Here is a 15,922-nt window from a genome sequence, read left to right as displayed (position 1 = left end):
TGCCTTCGCCCGGCCGAGTCTAATGACCTAGAAGGGGAACGCCGTCCGCCCGTACTGGACAGAGATCCACTTCTGGGTCGTGAACGCCTCCACCGTGGCCTCGCCGTTCAGCCTGCCCAGGCCGGACGCCTTCTCCCCGCCGAAGGCGGCGAGCGGTTCGTCCCCGATGGTGGAGTCGTTGACGTGGATCATGCCCGTCTCGATCCGTTGGGCGAAGCGCACGCCCCGCTCCACGTCCCGGGTGTGCACGGCACCGCTGAGCCCGTAGGGGGTGGCGTTGGTCAGCCGGACCGCCTCGTCCTCGCCGTCGAAGACCACCAGCAGGGCCACGGGGCCGAAGATCTCCTGGCCGAGCAGCGGGGAGTCCTCGGGGATCCCGGCGAGCACGGTGGGCTCGACGAGGTTGCCGCGCGTAGAACCCCGTACGAGGGCACGCGCCCCGGATTCCACGGCCTGGTCCACGAGCGCGGTGAGGGCGTCGGCCTGGAAGGAGTTGATCAGCGGGCCGATGTGGGTGTCGGCGTCGTGCGGGTCACCGGTGCGCAGGGCGCGCACGCGGGCGGTGAACTTCTCGGTGAACTCCTCCGCGACGGAGGCGTCGACCAGGATCCGGTTGGCGGCCATGCAGACCTGGCCCTGGTAGACGAAGCGGCTGAACACGGCGGCGTCCACCGCGTAGTCCAGGTCGGCGTCGTCGAGCACGACGAGCGCGCTGTTGCCGCTCAGCTCCAGGACCGTCCGCTTGAAGTGGCGGGCGGCGACCGCGCCGACGTGCCGGCCGACCCGGTCGGAGCCCGCGAAGGAGATCACCTTGGGGACGGGGTGGGTCAGGAGCGCGTCGCCTATCTCGGCGATGTCGGTGACCAGGACGTTCAGCAGGCCGGCGGGCAGCCCGGCGTCCTCGAAGATCTTGGCGATGACCCCGCCGCCGACCACGGGCGCGTTCTGGTTGGGCTTGATCACCACGGCATTGCCGAGGGCCAGGGCCGGGGCCACGGATTTCAGGGCGACGAGGAAGGGGAAGTTGAAGGGGCTGATCACGGTGACGACGCCGACGGGCAGCCGCTGGACGCGGTTCTCCTTGCCCGGGACCGGCGAGGCCAGGATCCGGCCCTCGGGGCGCACGGCCAGCTGGAGGGACTCGCGCAGGAACTCCTTGGCGAGATGCACCTCGTACTCGGCCTTGGGACGGGTCCCGCCGAGCTCGTCGATCATCGCCTCGACGATCTCCTTCTCGCGCTCCTCGGTGATCCGCAGGGCGCGTTCCAGGACGGTACGTCTGACGAAGGGGCTGGTGGCGGCCCATTCGCGCTGGGCGCGCTCGGCGCCGCGGTAGGCCAGGTCCACCTGCTCGACGGTGGCGACCGTGATGGCCGCCAGCTTCTCGCCGTTGTACGGGTTGACGTCGATGATGTCCCAGGAACCGTTGCCGGCCAGCCATTCGCCGTCGATGTACTGGTGAGCGAGGTCGCTGAATATGGACATGCCATCCCTTACTGCGAGCGCGCACCCTTGCGCTGCACCGGAGACCGATCGGTCCTCATGCACTGATCAGACGTCATACTACGTGCGAATCAAGACAGTTGGAGTAGGCCGCGAAGAAGATCCCGGGTGCGGTCCGGGTCCGGGCAGTCGGCCTGGAGGCGCTCCATCGCGCGCTCGTACTGCCCCACTTCCTCTTCCTTGTCCAGGTAGAGGGCACTGGTGAGCTGTTCCAGATAGACGATGTCCTGGAGATCGGACTCCGGGAAGCGCAGCAGGGTGAAGGCTCCGCTCTCGCCCGCGTGGCCGCCGAAGGAGAAGGGCATCACCTGGAGCTGCACATTGGGCCGCTGCGAGACCTCGATGAGGTGTTCGAGCTGGCCGCGCATGACCTCGCGGTCCCCGTACGGGCGGCGCAGCGCGGCCTCGTCGAGCACGGCGTGGAAGACGGGCGCGCTCTCGGAGACGAGGACCTTCTGGCGCTCCAGGCGCAGCGCGACGCGGCGGTCGATCTCGGCGGCGGTGGCGTCGGGCATGCCCCGGCTGACGACGGCGTGGGCGTACGCCTCGGTCTGGAGCAGGCCGTGCACGAACTGCACCTCATAGATACGGATGAGGGAGGCGGCGCCCTCCAGGCCCACATAGGTCTGGAACCAGCCGGGCAGCACATCGCCGTAACTGTGCCACCAGCCGGTCGCGTTGGCCTCGCGGACGAGTCCCAGCAGGGACTCGCGCTCGGTGCTGTCCGTGACTCCGTAGAGCGTGAGGAGGTCTTCGACGTCCCTTGCCTTGAAGCTCACCCTTCCCAACTCCAAGCGGCTGATCTTCGATTCGGATGCGCGGATCGAGTAGCCGGCCGCCTCACGGGTGATGCCGCGGGATTCTCGGAGTCGCCTGAGCTGGGAGCCCAGGAGGATGCGGCGCACCACAGAACCGCTGGTTTCTGCGGTCACTCGTACTGCCCTCCCCATCGCATTGGCGTGCGCGTGGTGTGTACGCGACGTCTTGGAGCCCCCGTACCCCAGAGGCCGCAGTCTGCCACCAAAACGCATCGGGCCGTACTCGTTCTGTAACGGAATCCTGGGCGCGCGAAAAGAAGTCCGTCAGTCTGCGTAGGAAGAAATGAGCAAGAACCATGACGTGAGTGGACAGGTCCGGCGCGTGCACGTGCATCTGCCCTTGCATCCGGCCCGAGCATTCGGAACGATGGTCCCCGCGCACCTGCGTGCTCTTCGCGCCGGCGCGGGACCCACCCCGCAGTTCTCTTTGGACACAAGCCACCGCTTCGTCCGCGAATCCCGGGAGTGCCTCGCATGGGGACGAATGGATCGACCATGCTCGAGCCGTTACGGCAGGGGCTTCCCCCGGTCGACCCCACGGCTGTCTCCGGGTCCGCCTCCTGCGCTCTGCCCGCGCGGTTCGACGCGGTGCGGGGCGCCCGCTCGTTCACCCGCTCGACACTGTCCCAGTGGGGGCTCGACGACCGGTTCGACGATGTGGCCCTGGTCGTCTCCGAACTCGTCACCAACGCGCTGCGCCACGCCCTCCCGGACGAGTCGCGCGGCCCGGACGCCGAGCCGGGGCCGCCGGTACGGCTGCACCTCATGCGGTGGAGCACCCGGCTGGTGTGCGCGGTGCGCGACCCCAGCGAGGACCGGCCCGGGGGCGCCTTCTCGCCGGAGCGGACCGAGGAGAACGTGGACCTGGAGTCCGGGCGCGGGCTGTTCCTCGTGGACTCCTACAGCGACGGCTGGGGCTGGCACCCGCTCGCGGGGCAGCTGACCGGCAAGGTGGTCTGGGCGCTGTTCCTGCTCCACGACTGAGCACGCTCCACGACGGGGCCCGCTCCCCGGCAAGGCGGCGGCGCCGCTGCCTCGGCACGGAAAACCGGCCGGTACCGATCAGGGCGATCGGTACCGGCCGGTGCACGTGCATGGCGTGATCCGTGCGGTGACTGCGCCGTTCCGTCAGCCGATCAGATGATCGAACTCGCCGTCCTTGACGCCCAGGAGCAGGGCCTGGATCTCGGCGGGCGTGTAGACGAGCGCCGGGCCGTCCGGGAACCGCGAGTTGCGCATGGCGACATCGCCGCCGGGCAGCTTCGCGAACTCCACGCAGGAACCCTGCGAGTTGCTGTGTCTGCTCTTCTGCCACGTCAGCTCAAACAAGGTAGCGAGTTCTGCAGCTGCCATCCCGTTGTACGCGTGGTCCACAGGAAGCCCCCGATAGTGCAGATGTCAACTCCACCGGATCATAGCCGTGTTCATCGGCAGCTGCATGCGCAGATGCACGTGCACGCGGGGTGGTGCGTTGATCACGGAGCGGTTCAGCGGGCGGGGAGGCCCGGCCGCCTGCCGCCCATGTGGGCGCGGTCGGCGGCGGCCGTGCCGTCCTCCCAGCCCGCGTGGTCGGTGGCGCCGCGCAGCCGGGTGGTCGTGGTACGCGGGAACATCTCCTCCGCCCGGGAGGTGACGGCGACGTCCCGCGCCACCAGCGCGGGCAGGTTGTCCGGGGCCTCGGCGGCCGTGTGCTCGGCCGTCTCGGCCAGGCGGTGGCCGAGGCGGCTGGCGTAGGCGAGGAGGAAGGACTGCCGGAAGGTCTTGGTGCGCTTGCGGCCGCCGGAGCGCTGGGCGGCCTCGGCGCGGGTCATGGCGGCCGTGCCCTGCACCAGGAGCGAGGTGTACAGCAGTTCCACCGCCTCCAGGTCGCTCTCGAAGCCGACCACCGTGGAGAAGGCGAAGCCGCTGTTCCACACCGCCCGGCAGCGGTTCGCGGTGGCCACCGCGTCCAGCAGCACCGCCTTCGCCTCCTCGTACGGGGGCTCCACGCCGATCCGGCAGGCGGCGGGCACCTGGGCCGGGCCACGGCCGCTCGCCGCGAGCAGGGCCTCGTCCACGGTGTGCCGGGCCATCAGCTCCTGGGCCTTGGCGCTCAGCGCCTCCGCCTCCTCGGGGTAGGTGGTCGCCTCGGCCTTGGCGAGCAGGGCCCGGATCCGGGCCAGCATCCGCGGCTCGATGTGGGCGTGCCCGGCGAGGGCGTCGACCGGGTCGCCGGGCAGCGGGCCCACCGGCTCCACGGAGGGCAGCCGGACCAGCAGCCGCAGCACCTCCAGGAAGGCGGTGGCGAGGGTGAACCGGTCGGCCCGCTCCCGCCGGGCGAGCGCGTCGGCGTAGGCGTCGTCGTCCTGCCACCACGCCTCGCCGGCGTCCCAGCGGGCGGGGAGGCGGTCGTAGCGGCGGGCCTCGGCGGCGATGAGGTCCCCGGTGATCCGCAGATGCCGCTCGTCGAGGTCCCGGCGGACGAGCCGCAGCAGGTCCGCGGGGCGCCAGCCGCGCACCCAGCCCTGGCGGACGTACGCCGCACCGCGCGCCAGCAGCTCCCGGCCCACCCCGGACCACCGGCCCTGCTCGGCGGCGAGCAGGGAGGCGCCGGTGTCCAGCCCGGCGTCGTCCTGGGTGTGGAGGGCTGCGGCGAAGGCGCGGTCGACGGTCTCGGCAAGGTCACTCACACCTCTCAGCTTGGCACGCCGCCTGCGGGCCCCTGTCGGAGGGCGGTGGGAGACTCGCACCCATGAGCGACCGCACGCCCCGGTGGGCCCTCGCCGAGGACGGCGACGGCTGGTGGCACGCCGCGCCCGCACGGCCGGGCGGTGACACCGCCGGGGGGCCGCGGCCGGGCGGTGACACGGACGCGGCCCGGCTGCGGGTGCGCGACCCCGCCGAGGCCGTGCGCGCCGCGCCGCCCGGGACCCGCTGGATCTGGCGGTCCACCGCCGCCGTGTACCCGCGCCTCCTCGCCGCCGGGGTGCGCGTCGAGCGGTGCCATGACATCGAGGCGTGCGAGCTGCTGCTGCTCGGCCACGAGGGGCGGCCCGGCGAGCCCCGCTCGGCCGCCGCCGCCTGGGCCCGGCTCACGCACGCCCCCGTACCGCCCGATCCGCGCCAGCGGGCCGCGGACCCGCGCGCCCAGGACTCCCTCTTCGACCCGCAGCCCGCCCCCGTCCCGCTGGAGGCCCTACTCGCCGTGCACGCCGAGCAGGCGCGGCGGATCGCCGCCACCGCGCACCCCGACCGGATGGGGCTGCTGGCGGCCGGTGAGTCCGCGGCCTTCCTGGTCGCCGCCGAGATGAACCGCGCGGGCCTGCCCTGGCGGGCCGATGTGCACCGGGCCCTGCTGACCGAGCTGCTGGGCGAGCGGTACGCGGGCGGCGGCGAGCCCCGGCGCCTCGCCGAGCTGGCGGACCGGATCTCGGCCGCCTTCGGCCGCCGGGTGCGCCCCGATCTGCCCGCCGACGTGATACGGGCCTTCGCGAAGGACGGGATCCGGCTCAAGTCCACCCGGCGCTGGGAGATCCAGGAGCTGGACCACCCCGCGGTGGAGCCGCTGATCGCGTACAAGAAGCTGTACCGGATCTACACCGCGCACGGCTGGTCCTGGCTCGCGGACTGGGTCCACGAGGGCCGCTTCCGCCCGGAGTTCGTGCCCGGCGGCACCCTGACGGGCCGATGGGTGAGCAACGGCGGCGGGGCCCTGCAGATCCCCAAGGTGATCCGGCGGGCCGTGGTGGCCGATCCCGGCTGGCGGCTCGTCGTCGCCGACGCCGACCAGATGGAGCCGCGCGTGCTCGCCGCGATCTCCCGCGACCCCGCCTTCATGGAGGTGGCCGGGCGCCCCGAGGACCTGTACACGGCCGTCTCCCGGCAGGGCTTCTCCGGCGACCGCGAGAAGGCCAAGCTCGCCGTGCTCGGCGCCGTCTACGGCCAGACCTCCGGCGACGGCCTCAAGAACCTGGCCGCGCTGCGCCGCCGCTTCCCCCGCGCCGTGGCCTACGTGGACGACGCGGCGCGGGCCGGGGAGGAGGGCCGGCTCGTACGGACCTGGCTGGGCCGCACCTGCCCGCCGCCCGCGGGCTCCGGCGAGGCGTCCGAGGCCGGGGACGGCGGGGTGGACCCGGCCGAGGGGTACGAGGCTCCGGGGACCGGCTCCGGCGGCGGCGGGGCGGAGCGGGAGGAGGGCTGGACGCCGAGCTACGCCTCCACCAACACCCGGGCCCGCGGCCGCTTCACGCGCAACTTCGTGGTCCAGGGCAGCGCCGCCGACTGGGCGCTCCTGCTGCTGGCCGCGCTGCGGCAGGCGACCGCGGGGATGGCCGCCGAGCTGGTCTTCTTCCAGCACGACGAGGTGATCGTGCACTGCCCGGCGGAGGAGGCGGAGGCCGTGGTGGAGGCGATCCGCGCCGCGGGCGAACGGGCCGGGCGGATCGCCTTCGGCGACACCCCGGTGCGCTTCCCGTTCACGACGGCGGTGGTGGAGTGCTACGCGGACGCGAAGTGAGGGGCGGCCGGCGGATCGAGGGCGTCCGGCGGACTGAGGGCGGCCGGCGGGTCGAAGGCGTCCTGTGGACTGAGGGCGGCCGACGGACTGAGGGCGGACGGCGGCCTCAGGGGCGGGTCCACTCCGGCGCCAGGGCCAGTTCCCGCAGCTGCTCGACCGTCAGCGGAGGTGCCTCCCGGGTGGCGCGGCCGCTCTGGTTCACGGCGTTGAAGGCCGAGACCGCCACCCGGACACCGCTCTCGCGCCGGATCTCCACGGTCCACTGGACCACCCCCCGCCCCTTCTCCCCCGGGCCCTGCCGGATCCTCATCCGGGTGCCGCCGGGCAGGGTGACGACACCGGCGCCGGTGAGCTCGGGCGCGCTGCCGTCCCGGACGGCGTCGACCTGGACCAGTGATCTGCCGCGGCCGTCGTCCAGGACCGCGTAGCCGTAGGTTCCCTCCCCGCCGGTGACCGCGACGGGGATCCCGTACCGGGCGAGCAGGCCCTCCAGGAGCATCCCGGTCCGGCCGTCCCCGCCCTCCGTGTTCCCGTCGGGCTCCTCCGGGGCGGCCGCGGGCAGGTCGTCGAGTGCGGGATGCCAGGCGGGCGAGGTGACCAGGTCCCTCAACTGCGCGGGGGACAGCGGCGGAACGGGCCGGGTGACCGGGGCGCCCTTCTCGGCCGGGGCGTTCCACTCCCCCGCGGTCACCATGAAGCCCCGCGGGGTGACGAGCACGGCCCGCCAGTTACGGGTCTCCTCGCGCCGGTCCGCGTACTCGTAGCCCTGGTACAGCATCAGGCGGGAGCCGTCGGGGAGCCGTTCGGCCCGGCAGTCGTCGTATCCCTGGATCTCCTTCATCCCGCAGCGGGTCTCCGCCAGCGCGGTGGGGCCCTCGGGGTCCACGCGGAAGAGGGCGACGGAGAGGGCCGCCACGCCCTTGCCGTCGTCGTACAGGCCCTGGACCAGCGGGCCGCGCTCGTCCTCGGTGCCGCGCGCGCGGGCGTCGGACAGGGTCCCGCCCGGCAGGAGCCCCCGCAGCGTGCTGATCATCCGCTCGGCGCCGACCGCCCCGGTGCCGGTGGCGGGCGCCTCCTCCGCACCGCTCGCGCCGCTCGCGCCGCCGGAGCCGCCCCGGGCCGCGGCGGCGGGCGGGGTGGCGGAGTGCCCGGCCGAGGCTGTCGGGCCCGCCGGTACGCCGATCAGGCCGCCGGAGTACCCGGCCGCGAGCGCGGCCAGGCCGAGGGCCAGCGCGGATCCCCCGGTGACGGCGGCCCGGCGGCGCGCGCGCAGCCGCCGGCCCCTGCGCTCACCGGCGTCGGCGAGGGCGCGGCGGTCGGGTTCGACGGGCATCGGGGACCAGACCTCCCGGTCACCGGGGGTCAGGAACGCGGCCGGGGCGCCGCCCGGTTGCTCGCGCAGCCGGGCCAGCGCATGCGTGGTCCGGGCGCGGACCGCCGCCGGGCTCATGTTCATCGCGTCGGCGGTCTCCTCGACGCTGCGGTCCTCCCCGTGGCGCAGCACCAGGACCGCCCGGTCCTTCGGCGGCAGCCGCCCCAGCGCCTCCAGCAAGGCCGGCCGCGGCTCCGGTCCGGCGGGGGCGGCGGGGGCGGCGGGGGCGCCGGGGGCGGCGGGGGCGACGGGGGCGGCGGGGGCGGCCCCGGCGGACGGCTCCCCGGCCGGCCGGCGCCGCCGGTGGGTAAGGAAGGCCCGGACCAGCACCGTCCGCGCGTACGCCGCCGGGTTGTCGATCCGGGAGATCCGCCCCCACCTCAGGTACATCCGCCCCAGGGTCTCCTGTACGAGCTCCTCCGCGAGGCGGCTGTCCCCGCCGGCCAGGATCCACGCCGACCGGTACAGATGGCCGGCGCGGCCCTCCGCGAACTCACGGAACCCGTCCCCGCGCCCCTGCCGCATGCACTCCCCCTCGTGTCCGTCCCCTTCCACAGACGCGGCGAGGGGGCGGAAATGTTTCACTCCCCGGCGGAAACCTCTGCGCCGAGGTCGTGGAAGTACACGTGGAACTCCTCGCGGACGAAGCCCTCCGCCTCGTAGAGGGACTGCGCGACGGTGTTGTCGTAGGCGGTCTCCAGGGCCACACCCGCCACTCCCGCCTCACGGGCCCGGCGCAGCACCTCGTGCAGCAGGGCGCGGCCGGCGCCGGTGCGGCGGCCTTCGGGGGCCACGTACAGGTCGTTGAGGACCCAGCCGGGCTTGAGCGACAGGGAGGAGAAGGTGCGGTAGACCTGCGCGAAGCCGACCGTGCCGAGGCCGGGGACCTCGGCGAGCAGGACCAGGGACTCGTCCTTCGCGATCCGCTCCGCGAGGAAGGCCCGCGGGGCGTCCGGGTCGGTGATCGCGACCTCGTAGAAGTCGAGGTAGCCGCGGAAGAGCGCGGCGGCCGTGCCGAGGTCCGCCTCGCCCGCGACGCGTACCAGGGCGGCCGGCCGTGCTTCCGGCTGTCCTTCCTGCTGTGCTTCCCGCTGTGCCGACTGACCGGTCATCTGTTTCTCCCTGCCCCTGGAACGCGGTGGAGATCACCGCGAAGGGCCTACGCTACGGCGGGAGTTCGCGGAACCGCCCGTTCATTGCCCCGATGCGGGCTGCGCGGGCAGGTCGAAGACGTGGTCGGGGGTGACGATGCTGGTCATGGCCTTGCCGAAGAGGGTGCTGGGCTCGTTGCCCTGGGAGGTGATGTCGGTGTTCAGCAGTACGACCATGGTGGCGTCGGCCTCGGGCAGGTACACGGTCAGCGCGCCGTAGCCGGGCAGGGAGCCGTTGTGCCCGATCCAGCCCTGGACGTTGAAGATGCCGAGGCCGTAGCCCGCGCCCGGGATGCCCGAGGGGTAGGTCTTGAGCCGCTCGGCCTGGGTGGCGGGCTCCAGCAGGGAGCCGGTGGCCAGGGTCTTGGCCCAGCTGCGCATGTCGGGGAGGTCGGAGATCATCGCGCCGGCGGCCCAGGCCCAGGAGGGGTTCCAGTTGGTGGAGACCTCGGTGCGGCCGGTGGCCGTCTGGTTCGTGTAGCCCTGGGCGTGCGGACTGGGGAACTCCGCGCCCTTCGGGAAGAGCGTGTGCTTGAGACCGGCCTCGGCGGCGACCTTCTCGTCCACATAGGCGTCCAGGGGCCGGCCGCTGATCTTCTCCACCACCAGCCCCAGGAGGATGAGGTTGGTGTTGCAGTAGAGGAACTTGGCGCCGGGCTCGAAGAGCACCGGGTGCGCGAAGGAGTAGTCGAGCAGCTGGCGCGGGGTGAAGGGGCGCTGCGGGTCGCTGGTCAGCGCCTTGAAGAAGTTCTCGTCCTCGGAGTAGTTGAAGAGCCCGCTGCGCATGGCGGCCAGCTGACGCAGCGTGATCCTGTCCCCGTTCGGAACGCCGTCGACGTACTTCCCGATGGTGTCGTCCAGGCGCACCCGTCCCTCGTCGACCAGCTGGAGCAGGGCGGTCACGGTGAAGGTCTTGGTCACGCTGCCGATGCGCATGTACAGCCCGGGGCTCATGGCCGCGCCCGTCGCCTTGTCGGCGACGCCGAAGGACCGTACGTACTGGCCCTTGCCGGGGGCGGACAGCGCGACGGTCACCCCGGGCACCTCGGCCTCGGCCATGACCTTCTGCACCGCCGCGTCGAGCTGCCGCGCGAGGGCGGGGGTGAGCTCGGGGAAGGCGTCGGCGTCCGGGGTGGGGGCGGGGACGGGAGCCGCCACCGCCGTACTGCCGCTTCCGTACGCCGCCCCCGCGACCGGGGGTGACACCAGAAGCAGGAGAGCCGCGGCGGCCACCGCCGCACCGCGCCGGTGAGTCCTCATGTCCGGCCTCCTCGCACACCGAGCCCCGAGATCCGGCTATCCACGCTAACCCGGCACCCGGGGGGCGGCGACCCGGCCCGGGCCCGGCCCGGGGGCACGGGGACGTGGGCCGGGAGGATCCGCGGTGCCCGGGCTTGGCACGAAGTTCGTGGGGGTGGTGCAACAAGTTGACAGGTGGGGGGCGGTTCTGGGGACGGGGGCGCTGACAAGGTGTTCTCACCGGCAAATCGCCGGGGAGTCCACCTGTTCTTCCATCCACGGAGATCACGATGAGCGTCAAGAAGATCAGCGTCGCGCTGGTGCCCGCCGCGGCCCTCCTCGTCATGCTGGGCCCGGCCGAGGCGAGCGCGGCGACCCCGCAGGCGGCCGCGGCGGAGAAGAGCTGTTCGGGGTACCGGCCGCTGCCGCTGCCCGATCTGCTGCCGCAGTCCCTCCAGCGGATCGCCGCGATGGTGCTGCCGAAGCCGGCCTGCGTCAACGGCTGGCAGTGAGCGCGCGATGAGGGAGCGGCAGCCGTACGAGGTCGTCCTGGTCCGGGACGGGCCCGCGGCGGGTGCGGCGGAGACGACCGTCATGCGGCTCGTGGGTCTGCTGCCGGCGGACTGGGGCTGCGTACAGCGGCTGGACGCCGACCGGATCACGCTGCTGCTGCGGCCCCACCCCGCGGAGCGGGGCGAGGACACGGTGCGGCAGTGGCTGGCCCGGGCGCTCGGCGACACCTCGCTCAGCGGCTGGCGTGCGGAGCGGCCGCGGCGCCCGGGCGACGGGCCGGAACAGGGTCTGGGGCAGACTCCGGGGCCCGGGGCCTAGATCCAGCCACGTTCCCGTGCGAGGAGCGCGGCGTGCGGGCGGCTGCTGGCGCCCAGGATGCGCAGGACGTCGGCGACATGGCGACGGTAGGTCCGCACGGAGATGTCGAGGTTCCGCGCGCCCGTCTCGTCCTTGCCGACGCGGCAGAGCTCTTCGAGGACGCGCAGCTCGATCTCCGACAGCACCTCGACGGAGTCGAAGGCGTCGCCGGTGAGGACGGCCAGATCCACGGCCTGGTCCCAGATCTTCTGGAAGAGGGCCAGGATGTTGGACACCAGGCCGGCCTGCTGGGTGACCAGCGCGCCGCGCGAGGTGTCCGCCGGGTCGACGGGCACCAGGGCGGTCTTGCGGTCGTAGACGAGGATCCGCTCGGAGAGGCTTTCGGCGACCCGGATCGAGGCGCCCTGCGCGGTGAGTTCGCGCAGGTAGGCGACGGTCGGCGGGTGGTCGAGGGCTTCCTTGCTGACCACGCTGCAGATCCGGACGCCGCGGCGCAGGCACCGGGTGTCGAGGGGGCGGGCGTGGGCGATGTTGTCGGGGGTGAGCGCGGAATAGGGCTCAACCGACAGGATCTCCTCGCGGGCGAAGAAGGCGAGGTCGTCGATGCGGTCGCGAATCTGGGAGAGCACTTCCAGCCGTTCCACGCCCTGCGGGGCGAGCGATCCGGCGCCCTGTTCGGACTTGAGCTCGGCCACCAGGTGGCGGGACTGCGTGACCTGCTGGAGCTGCTCGTGCAGCACCCGCAGCTGGAGGTCGGTGAGGCGGCCCACGGCCGTCTCCGGATCGGCGGCGAAGGCGGCCGCCGCGTCGCCCTGGAGCAGGCCGAGCCGGAACAGTCTCTCCTGTGCCGTCTCGACCTCCTCGCGGGGAACGTGGAGGAGGACATGAAGGTCCTCGCCCAGAGTTCCCGGGTTCCGGAGGAAGTGGCGGTAGATCCGCTCCTCCGTCGCTGTGAGTCCGAGTATGAGCAGGCTGGCGCCGTGCACTTTGCCCCCGTTGGCCGTGCGATCGATCACTGCCGGGCCTCCGGTCAGAGGCCGGGCAGTCTTACGTACTGGAGTGCAGGGTAACGCGCAGGTAAAGAAGCCAACTCCGGCATAGCAGTCGGAAGTGAAATAAATCACCAATCATCAACGGGGGAAGCAACTATGAAGGCATTGGCCGAAAATCACCCACTGGATTTCTCCTCCCTCACCAGCCGTGAGGTGGAAGTACTCCTTCTCCTGGCGTCCGGCGAACAGAATCGCCGGCTCGCGCGCCACCTCGGTATCGCCGAGCGCACGGTCCGCGCGCACACCGCCAGCATTGTCCGCAAGCTTCGGCTCAAGTCGCGTTTCGAGGCGGCGATCGTCGCCCATCTCCACGCCGACGACATCAAGGGCCGGGACGCGGCCCAGCGCAGCGCCGCCGCCTGATCCCGCGCCCGCGCGGAACGCGAACGGCCGGTCCCCGCGGAGGGGGACCGGCCGTTCCGGCGTACGCGCGGGGCGGGGCGTGGCGGAGCCGGGCGGACTACGGCAGCGCCGAGCTGACCCCGTCCACGATCATCATCCACATGGGCTGGCCGCCGGTGCCGAAGGCCGAGGCCAGCGCGTACCCGACCGACGCGTCCAGCGGCCGGACCTCGGCGTCCTCCCGCCACTCCGCGAGGACCAGCTCGTCGCCGTCGGAGGAGAAGTCACCGATGTGCGCGCCGTCGCGGGTCAGCCGGCTGCTGGGGATCGAGTCCGGGACGAGGCGGTAGTTCACCCCCTCGAACTCCACGTCCACCCGGTACGAACGCCTGCTCAGCCCGCCCTTGGCCGGCTTGAGCAGCGCCTCCCGGCCGTCGATCCGCAGCTGGAGGGCGGCGGGGTCGCGGGTGCCGATGGCGATCTGGTCGTCCGCCTCCGACTCCGGGTCCCGCTCCAGCACCACCCGGGGGATCCCCTCGCCGCCGACCTCCAGGCGGAACTGGCCGTCCTGGTGGACGGTGATCCCGCCGAAGCGGGTGTCCTCGATGGGGGTCGGGGTGCGGTCTGCGTCGTCAGTCATGCTCAGGTCCTTCGGTGCGGGTGGGGCAGGAGGTTCGTGGCGGAAGACCGGCGACCGGGCGGGCGGGGTACGCCGCCCGCCCGGCCGCCGGTCCGCTCAGCGGGCGGAGGCCAGCTGGGTCGCGGCCAGTTCGCGGTAGAGGTCGTTGCGCCGCAGCAGTTCCTCGTGCGGGCCGTGGTCGCCGACCCGGCCGTCGTCGAAGAGGATCAGCTGGTCGGCGGAGGTCACCGTGGACAGCCGGTGCGCGATCAGCAGGACCGTGCAGTTCTCCGCCGCCTGTTCGACCGTCCGGCGCAGGGCGATCTCGCTCAGGCCGTCCAGATGGGCGGTGACCTCGTCCAGCAGCAGCACCTGCGGCTCGCGCAGCAACGCCCGCGCGATGGCCAGGCGCTGGCGCTCGCCGCCGGAGAGGGCGAGGCCGCGGGAGCCCACCTCGGTGTCGAGCCCGTCCGGGAGCCCGGCGACGAACTCGTCGAGCAGGGTCTTGCGCAGCACGTCCGCGACGGCCTCGTCGGTGGCGTCGGGGGCCGAGTACAGGAGGTTCTCGCGCAGGGTCCCGGCCAGCATGGGCGAGTCCTGCTCCACGTACGCGATACGGCGCCGCAGGTCGGCCCGGCTCAGGGAGCGGATGTCCGTCCCGCCCAGCCGGATGCTGCCCGCGTCGGTCTCGTAGAAGCGCTGGATCAGCGAGAACACCGTGGTCTTTCCCGATCCGGAGGAACCGACTATCGCGGTGACCGCGCCGGCGGGCGCGGTGAAACTGGTCCCCTTCAGGGTAGGTGTACGCCCCCGGTAGGCGAACTCCAGCCCCTCCAGCACCACTTCCGGCGGCGGTCCGGAGGGCTTCACCGGGGTCAGGTCCACATCGTCCTCGGCCTCCATCTCCCGGACCTCCTCGATCCGGGCGAGCGCGCCGAGGCCCTGCTGGAGGGCGGTGGTGCCGGAGATCAGCGACAGGATGGGCCCGCCCAGGTTGAACAGGTAGAGCAGGAAGCCGATCAGCGCGGCGAGGTCCAGCGTGCCGGTGGCGACGAGCGCCCCGCCGAAGCCGATCACGGCGAGGAAGGACGCCTGGACGACGAGCCCCGCGAGCACGGCGATCATCGCCTGGTAGCGGGCCCCCACCAGCCCCGCGTGGTACGCCTGTTCGGCCGCGGCCACGGCCCGCTCGGTCTCCTTGGCCTCGCCGCCGTTCGCCTTGACCGTACGGGCGGCCCCCAGGGCCCGGTCCAGGGCCGCGCCGATCGCGCCGACGGACTCCTGCGCCTGGGTGGTGACCCGGCGGATGCGCGGCATGACCACACCCATGGCCACGCCGACGACGAGCAGCACCACCGAGGTGATGCCGAGCAGCGGCAGGCTCATCACGCCCATGAGCACGATCGTCGCCAGCAAGTGGATCGAGCCGTCGACGAGCTGGATGAGCCCCCCGGTCGCCGCGTGCTGCACCAGCGTGCTGTCGGAGGTCACGCGGGTGGTCAGACCGCCCGGTTCGACGCGGTCCAGCTCGCTGGTGCGCAGCCGGATCAGCCGGGCGATGAGGCCCCGCCGTACGTGGAGGACCACGCGCTCGGCGGTGCGCTCGCTCAGCCACGCCTGCCCCCAGGTGAGGGCGATGGACAGCACCAGCAGGCCGACCAGCAGCAGGATCTCGTCGCGCAGGCTCGCGCCGGTCATCAGATTGCCCAGGACGGTCTGGACGACCATCGGCTGGGCGAGGCCGGCGGCACTGGCCAGCAGGGTGAGCAGCAGCACCACCGATAGAACACCGCGGTGCGGGCGCGCGTACGAGAGCAGCGCGCGCAGCGCGGGCCGCCCGTCCTGGGGCTGTTCTGCGTCAGATGTGTTCACCCACGTATTTCTAATCCCCCTCGCGCGCGAGCGGAATTGTCTCTTGCGGCAATGCCGGAACGGCCGTGAAAGGCCCGGTAGGGGGCAGGACGGCAATGTGCGCATTCCCCGAACCAGCACTGCCGCAAGCGGAGTTGATGGAAAGGGCAATGCCGCAAGTGGCAATGGTGCGGGATCCGGACAGCGGGCCACTATCGATGCGTCCCCAGCGGACACCGGCCGCCGCTCCGGCGGATCCGGACTTCCCACTGCGCATTCCGAGGAGATTTCCCATGCAGAACGTCACCGAGAAGGACCTGTTCGACGGCTACACCGCCTACACCTCCGCCGAGGAGCTGGGCATGCACGACGGCGCCACCGCCGGCCCCGCGTTCAGCCCCACCATCCCGTGGGCCATCCAGGCCGGCATCATCTCCGCCCGCTCCTCGCAGGCATGCGCCGCGGCCCTCGGGTCCCTCGCGGCCAAGACCGTCGAGAAGAAGTGCTGATCACGGCATGACAGCGGGGCCCGGCCGGCTCGTCGCGGCGCACACCGCCGCGGCGCTGCCGGCCGGCCCCGGCCCCATCCCGCACCACCGCACCACCGCACCACCGCAGACCCGTAGACCCGCAGCCCGAGAGGAGGAGT

At 72.7% G+C, this 15,922-nt stretch carries 15 protein-coding genes and 1 pseudogene; 6 read left to right on the top strand and 10 right to left on the bottom strand.

From position 1 onward, the window contains the following. Positions 1-27: 27 nt before the first annotated feature. Together ABZ873_RS21350 and ABZ873_RS21345 are read right to left on the bottom strand one after the other, a co-directional pair. A complete protein-coding gene (locus ABZ873_RS21350) occupies positions 28-1,485 on the bottom strand; it encodes an aldehyde dehydrogenase family protein (protein ID WP_360874274.1) in 1,458 nt (485 codons plus the stop codon). 89 nt (positions 1,486-1,574) lie between these two features. After that, positions 1,575-2,453 (bottom strand): helix-turn-helix transcriptional regulator, encoded by an 879-nt coding sequence (locus tag ABZ873_RS21345; protein ID WP_360874271.1) that lies wholly within the window; start codon positions 2,451-2,453, stop codon positions 1,575-1,577. Between the two features lie 342 nt (positions 2,454-2,795). On the opposite strand from ABZ873_RS21345, the gene ABZ873_RS21340 reads away from it, so the two are divergent. Next, a complete protein-coding gene (locus ABZ873_RS21340; protein ID WP_360874268.1) occupies positions 2,796-3,305 on the top strand; it encodes an ATP-binding protein in 510 nt (169 codons plus the stop codon). Between the two features lie 144 nt (positions 3,306-3,449). On the opposite strand, the gene ABZ873_RS21335 is transcribed toward ABZ873_RS21340, so the two are convergent. Then, complete coding sequence (locus tag ABZ873_RS21335; RefSeq protein WP_360874265.1) at positions 3,450-3,695, bottom strand: DUF397 domain-containing protein; 246 nt, start codon at positions 3,693-3,695, stop codon at positions 3,450-3,452. Positions 3,696-3,808: 113 nt separating this feature from the next. Beyond that, positions 3,809-4,990 (bottom strand): DUF2786 domain-containing protein, encoded by a 1,182-nt coding sequence (locus tag ABZ873_RS21330; protein ID WP_360874262.1) that lies wholly within the window; start codon positions 4,988-4,990, stop codon positions 3,809-3,811. 62 nt (positions 4,991-5,052) lie between these two features. Between ABZ873_RS21330 and ABZ873_RS21325 the strand changes: the two genes are divergently transcribed. Beyond that, positions 5,053-6,816, top strand: a complete 1,764-nt coding sequence (locus ABZ873_RS21325; RefSeq protein ID WP_360874259.1) for a bifunctional 3'-5' exonuclease/DNA polymerase — start codon at positions 5,053-5,055, stop codon at positions 6,814-6,816. A 1,372-nt stretch (positions 6,817-8,188) separates the two neighbouring features. On the opposite strand, the pseudogene ABZ873_RS21320 reads toward ABZ873_RS21325, so the two are convergent. From ABZ873_RS21320 to ABZ873_RS21310, 3 genes and pseudogenes are all read right to left on the bottom strand, one after another. Further along, a pseudogene (locus ABZ873_RS21320) lies at positions 8,189-8,713 on the bottom strand (SigE family RNA polymerase sigma factor); the annotation flags it as partial. A 56-nt stretch (positions 8,714-8,769) separates the two neighbouring features. Continuing rightward, complete coding sequence (locus ABZ873_RS21315; protein WP_360874257.1) at positions 8,770-9,300, bottom strand: GNAT family N-acetyltransferase; 531 nt, start codon at positions 9,298-9,300, stop codon at positions 8,770-8,772. A gap of 81 nt (positions 9,301-9,381) precedes the next feature. Then, positions 9,382-10,599, bottom strand: a complete 1,218-nt coding sequence (locus tag ABZ873_RS21310) for a serine hydrolase domain-containing protein (RefSeq protein ID WP_360874254.1) — start codon at positions 10,597-10,599, stop codon at positions 9,382-9,384. Positions 10,600-10,868: 269 nt separating this feature from the next. Between ABZ873_RS21310 and ABZ873_RS21305 the strand changes: the two genes are divergently transcribed. Both ABZ873_RS21305 and ABZ873_RS21300 read left to right on the top strand, forming a co-directional pair. Beyond that, positions 10,869-11,090, top strand: a complete 222-nt coding sequence (locus ABZ873_RS21305) for a hypothetical protein (RefSeq protein WP_360874251.1) — start codon at positions 10,869-10,871, stop codon at positions 11,088-11,090. Positions 11,091-11,097: 7 nt separating this feature from the next. Continuing rightward, positions 11,098-11,409 (top strand): hypothetical protein, encoded by a 312-nt coding sequence (locus ABZ873_RS21300; RefSeq protein ID WP_360874247.1) that lies wholly within the window; start codon positions 11,098-11,100, stop codon positions 11,407-11,409. On the opposite strand, the gene ABZ873_RS21295 is transcribed toward ABZ873_RS21300, so the two are convergent. Beyond that, positions 11,406-12,395: a helix-turn-helix transcriptional regulator gene (locus ABZ873_RS21295; protein ID WP_360874321.1), complete on the bottom strand. Its 990-nt coding sequence runs from the start codon at positions 12,393-12,395 to the stop codon at positions 11,406-11,408. The two genes, ABZ873_RS21300 and ABZ873_RS21295, sit on opposite strands and share 4 nt — an antisense overlap. A 162-nt stretch (positions 12,396-12,557) precedes the next feature. On the opposite strand from ABZ873_RS21295, the gene ABZ873_RS21290 reads away from it, so the two are divergent. Continuing rightward, positions 12,558-12,824: a LuxR C-terminal-related transcriptional regulator gene (locus ABZ873_RS21290; RefSeq protein WP_360874245.1), complete on the top strand. Its 267-nt coding sequence runs from the start codon at positions 12,558-12,560 to the stop codon at positions 12,822-12,824. Positions 12,825-12,921: 97 nt separating this feature from the next. Here ABZ873_RS21290 and ABZ873_RS21285 read toward each other — a convergent pair whose 3' ends face one another. Together ABZ873_RS21285 and ABZ873_RS21280 are read right to left on the bottom strand one after the other, a co-directional pair. Next, positions 12,922-13,443, bottom strand: a complete 522-nt coding sequence (locus ABZ873_RS21285; protein ID WP_360874242.1) for a hypothetical protein — start codon at positions 13,441-13,443, stop codon at positions 12,922-12,924. 96 nt (positions 13,444-13,539) lie between these two features. Then, entirely contained in the window at positions 13,540-15,294 is a 1,755-nt protein-coding gene (locus ABZ873_RS21280; RefSeq protein WP_360874239.1) for an ABC transporter ATP-binding protein, read from the bottom strand. 272 nt (positions 15,295-15,566) lie between these two features. On the opposite strand from ABZ873_RS21280, the gene lxmA reads away from it, so the two are divergent. Further along, positions 15,567-15,782: a lexapeptide family class V lantibiotic gene (gene lxmA / locus ABZ873_RS21275; RefSeq protein ID WP_360874236.1), complete on the top strand. Its 216-nt coding sequence runs from the start codon at positions 15,567-15,569 to the stop codon at positions 15,780-15,782. Positions 15,783-15,922 lie beyond the last annotated feature (140 nt).

Origin of the sequence: Streptomyces sp. NPDC047014 (genome assembly GCF_040644195.1) — a bacterium.
Taxonomy (GTDB): domain Bacteria; phylum Actinomycetota; class Actinomycetes; order Streptomycetales; family Streptomycetaceae; genus Streptomyces.
Note: the sequence above shows the minus strand (reverse complement) of the source record. Positions and strands in the feature narration are given on the sequence as shown.

Excerpts from the sequence above, each read along its gene's own strand:
- ABZ873_RS21350 (WP_360874274.1), bottom strand. The coding sequence starts at position 1,485 with ATGTCCATATTCAGCGACCTCGCTCACCAGTACATCGACGGCGAATGG.
- ABZ873_RS21345 (WP_360874271.1), bottom strand. The coding sequence starts at position 2,453 with ATGGGGAGGGCAGTACGAGTGACCGCAGAAACCAGCGGTTCTGTGGTG.
- ABZ873_RS21340 (WP_360874268.1), top strand. The coding sequence starts at position 2,796 with ATGGGGACGAATGGATCGACCATGCTCGAGCCGTTACGGCAGGGGCTT.
- ABZ873_RS21325 (WP_360874259.1), top strand. The coding sequence starts at position 5,053 with ATGAGCGACCGCACGCCCCGGTGGGCCCTCGCCGAGGACGGCGACGGC.
- ABZ873_RS21315 (WP_360874257.1), bottom strand. The coding sequence starts at position 9,300 with ATGACCGGTCAGTCGGCACAGCGGGAAGCACAGCAGGAAGGACAGCCG.
- ABZ873_RS21310 (WP_360874254.1), bottom strand. The coding sequence starts at position 10,599 with ATGAGGACTCACCGGCGCGGTGCGGCGGTGGCCGCCGCGGCTCTCCTG.
- ABZ873_RS21305 (WP_360874251.1), top strand. The coding sequence starts at position 10,869 with ATGAGCGTCAAGAAGATCAGCGTCGCGCTGGTGCCCGCCGCGGCCCTC.
- ABZ873_RS21300 (WP_360874247.1), top strand. The coding sequence starts at position 11,098 with ATGAGGGAGCGGCAGCCGTACGAGGTCGTCCTGGTCCGGGACGGGCCC.
- ABZ873_RS21290 (WP_360874245.1), top strand. The coding sequence starts at position 12,558 with ATGAAGGCATTGGCCGAAAATCACCCACTGGATTTCTCCTCCCTCACC.
- ABZ873_RS21285 (WP_360874242.1), bottom strand. The coding sequence starts at position 13,443 with ATGACTGACGACGCAGACCGCACCCCGACCCCCATCGAGGACACCCGC.
- lxmA (WP_360874236.1), top strand. The coding sequence starts at position 15,567 with ATGCAGAACGTCACCGAGAAGGACCTGTTCGACGGCTACACCGCCTAC.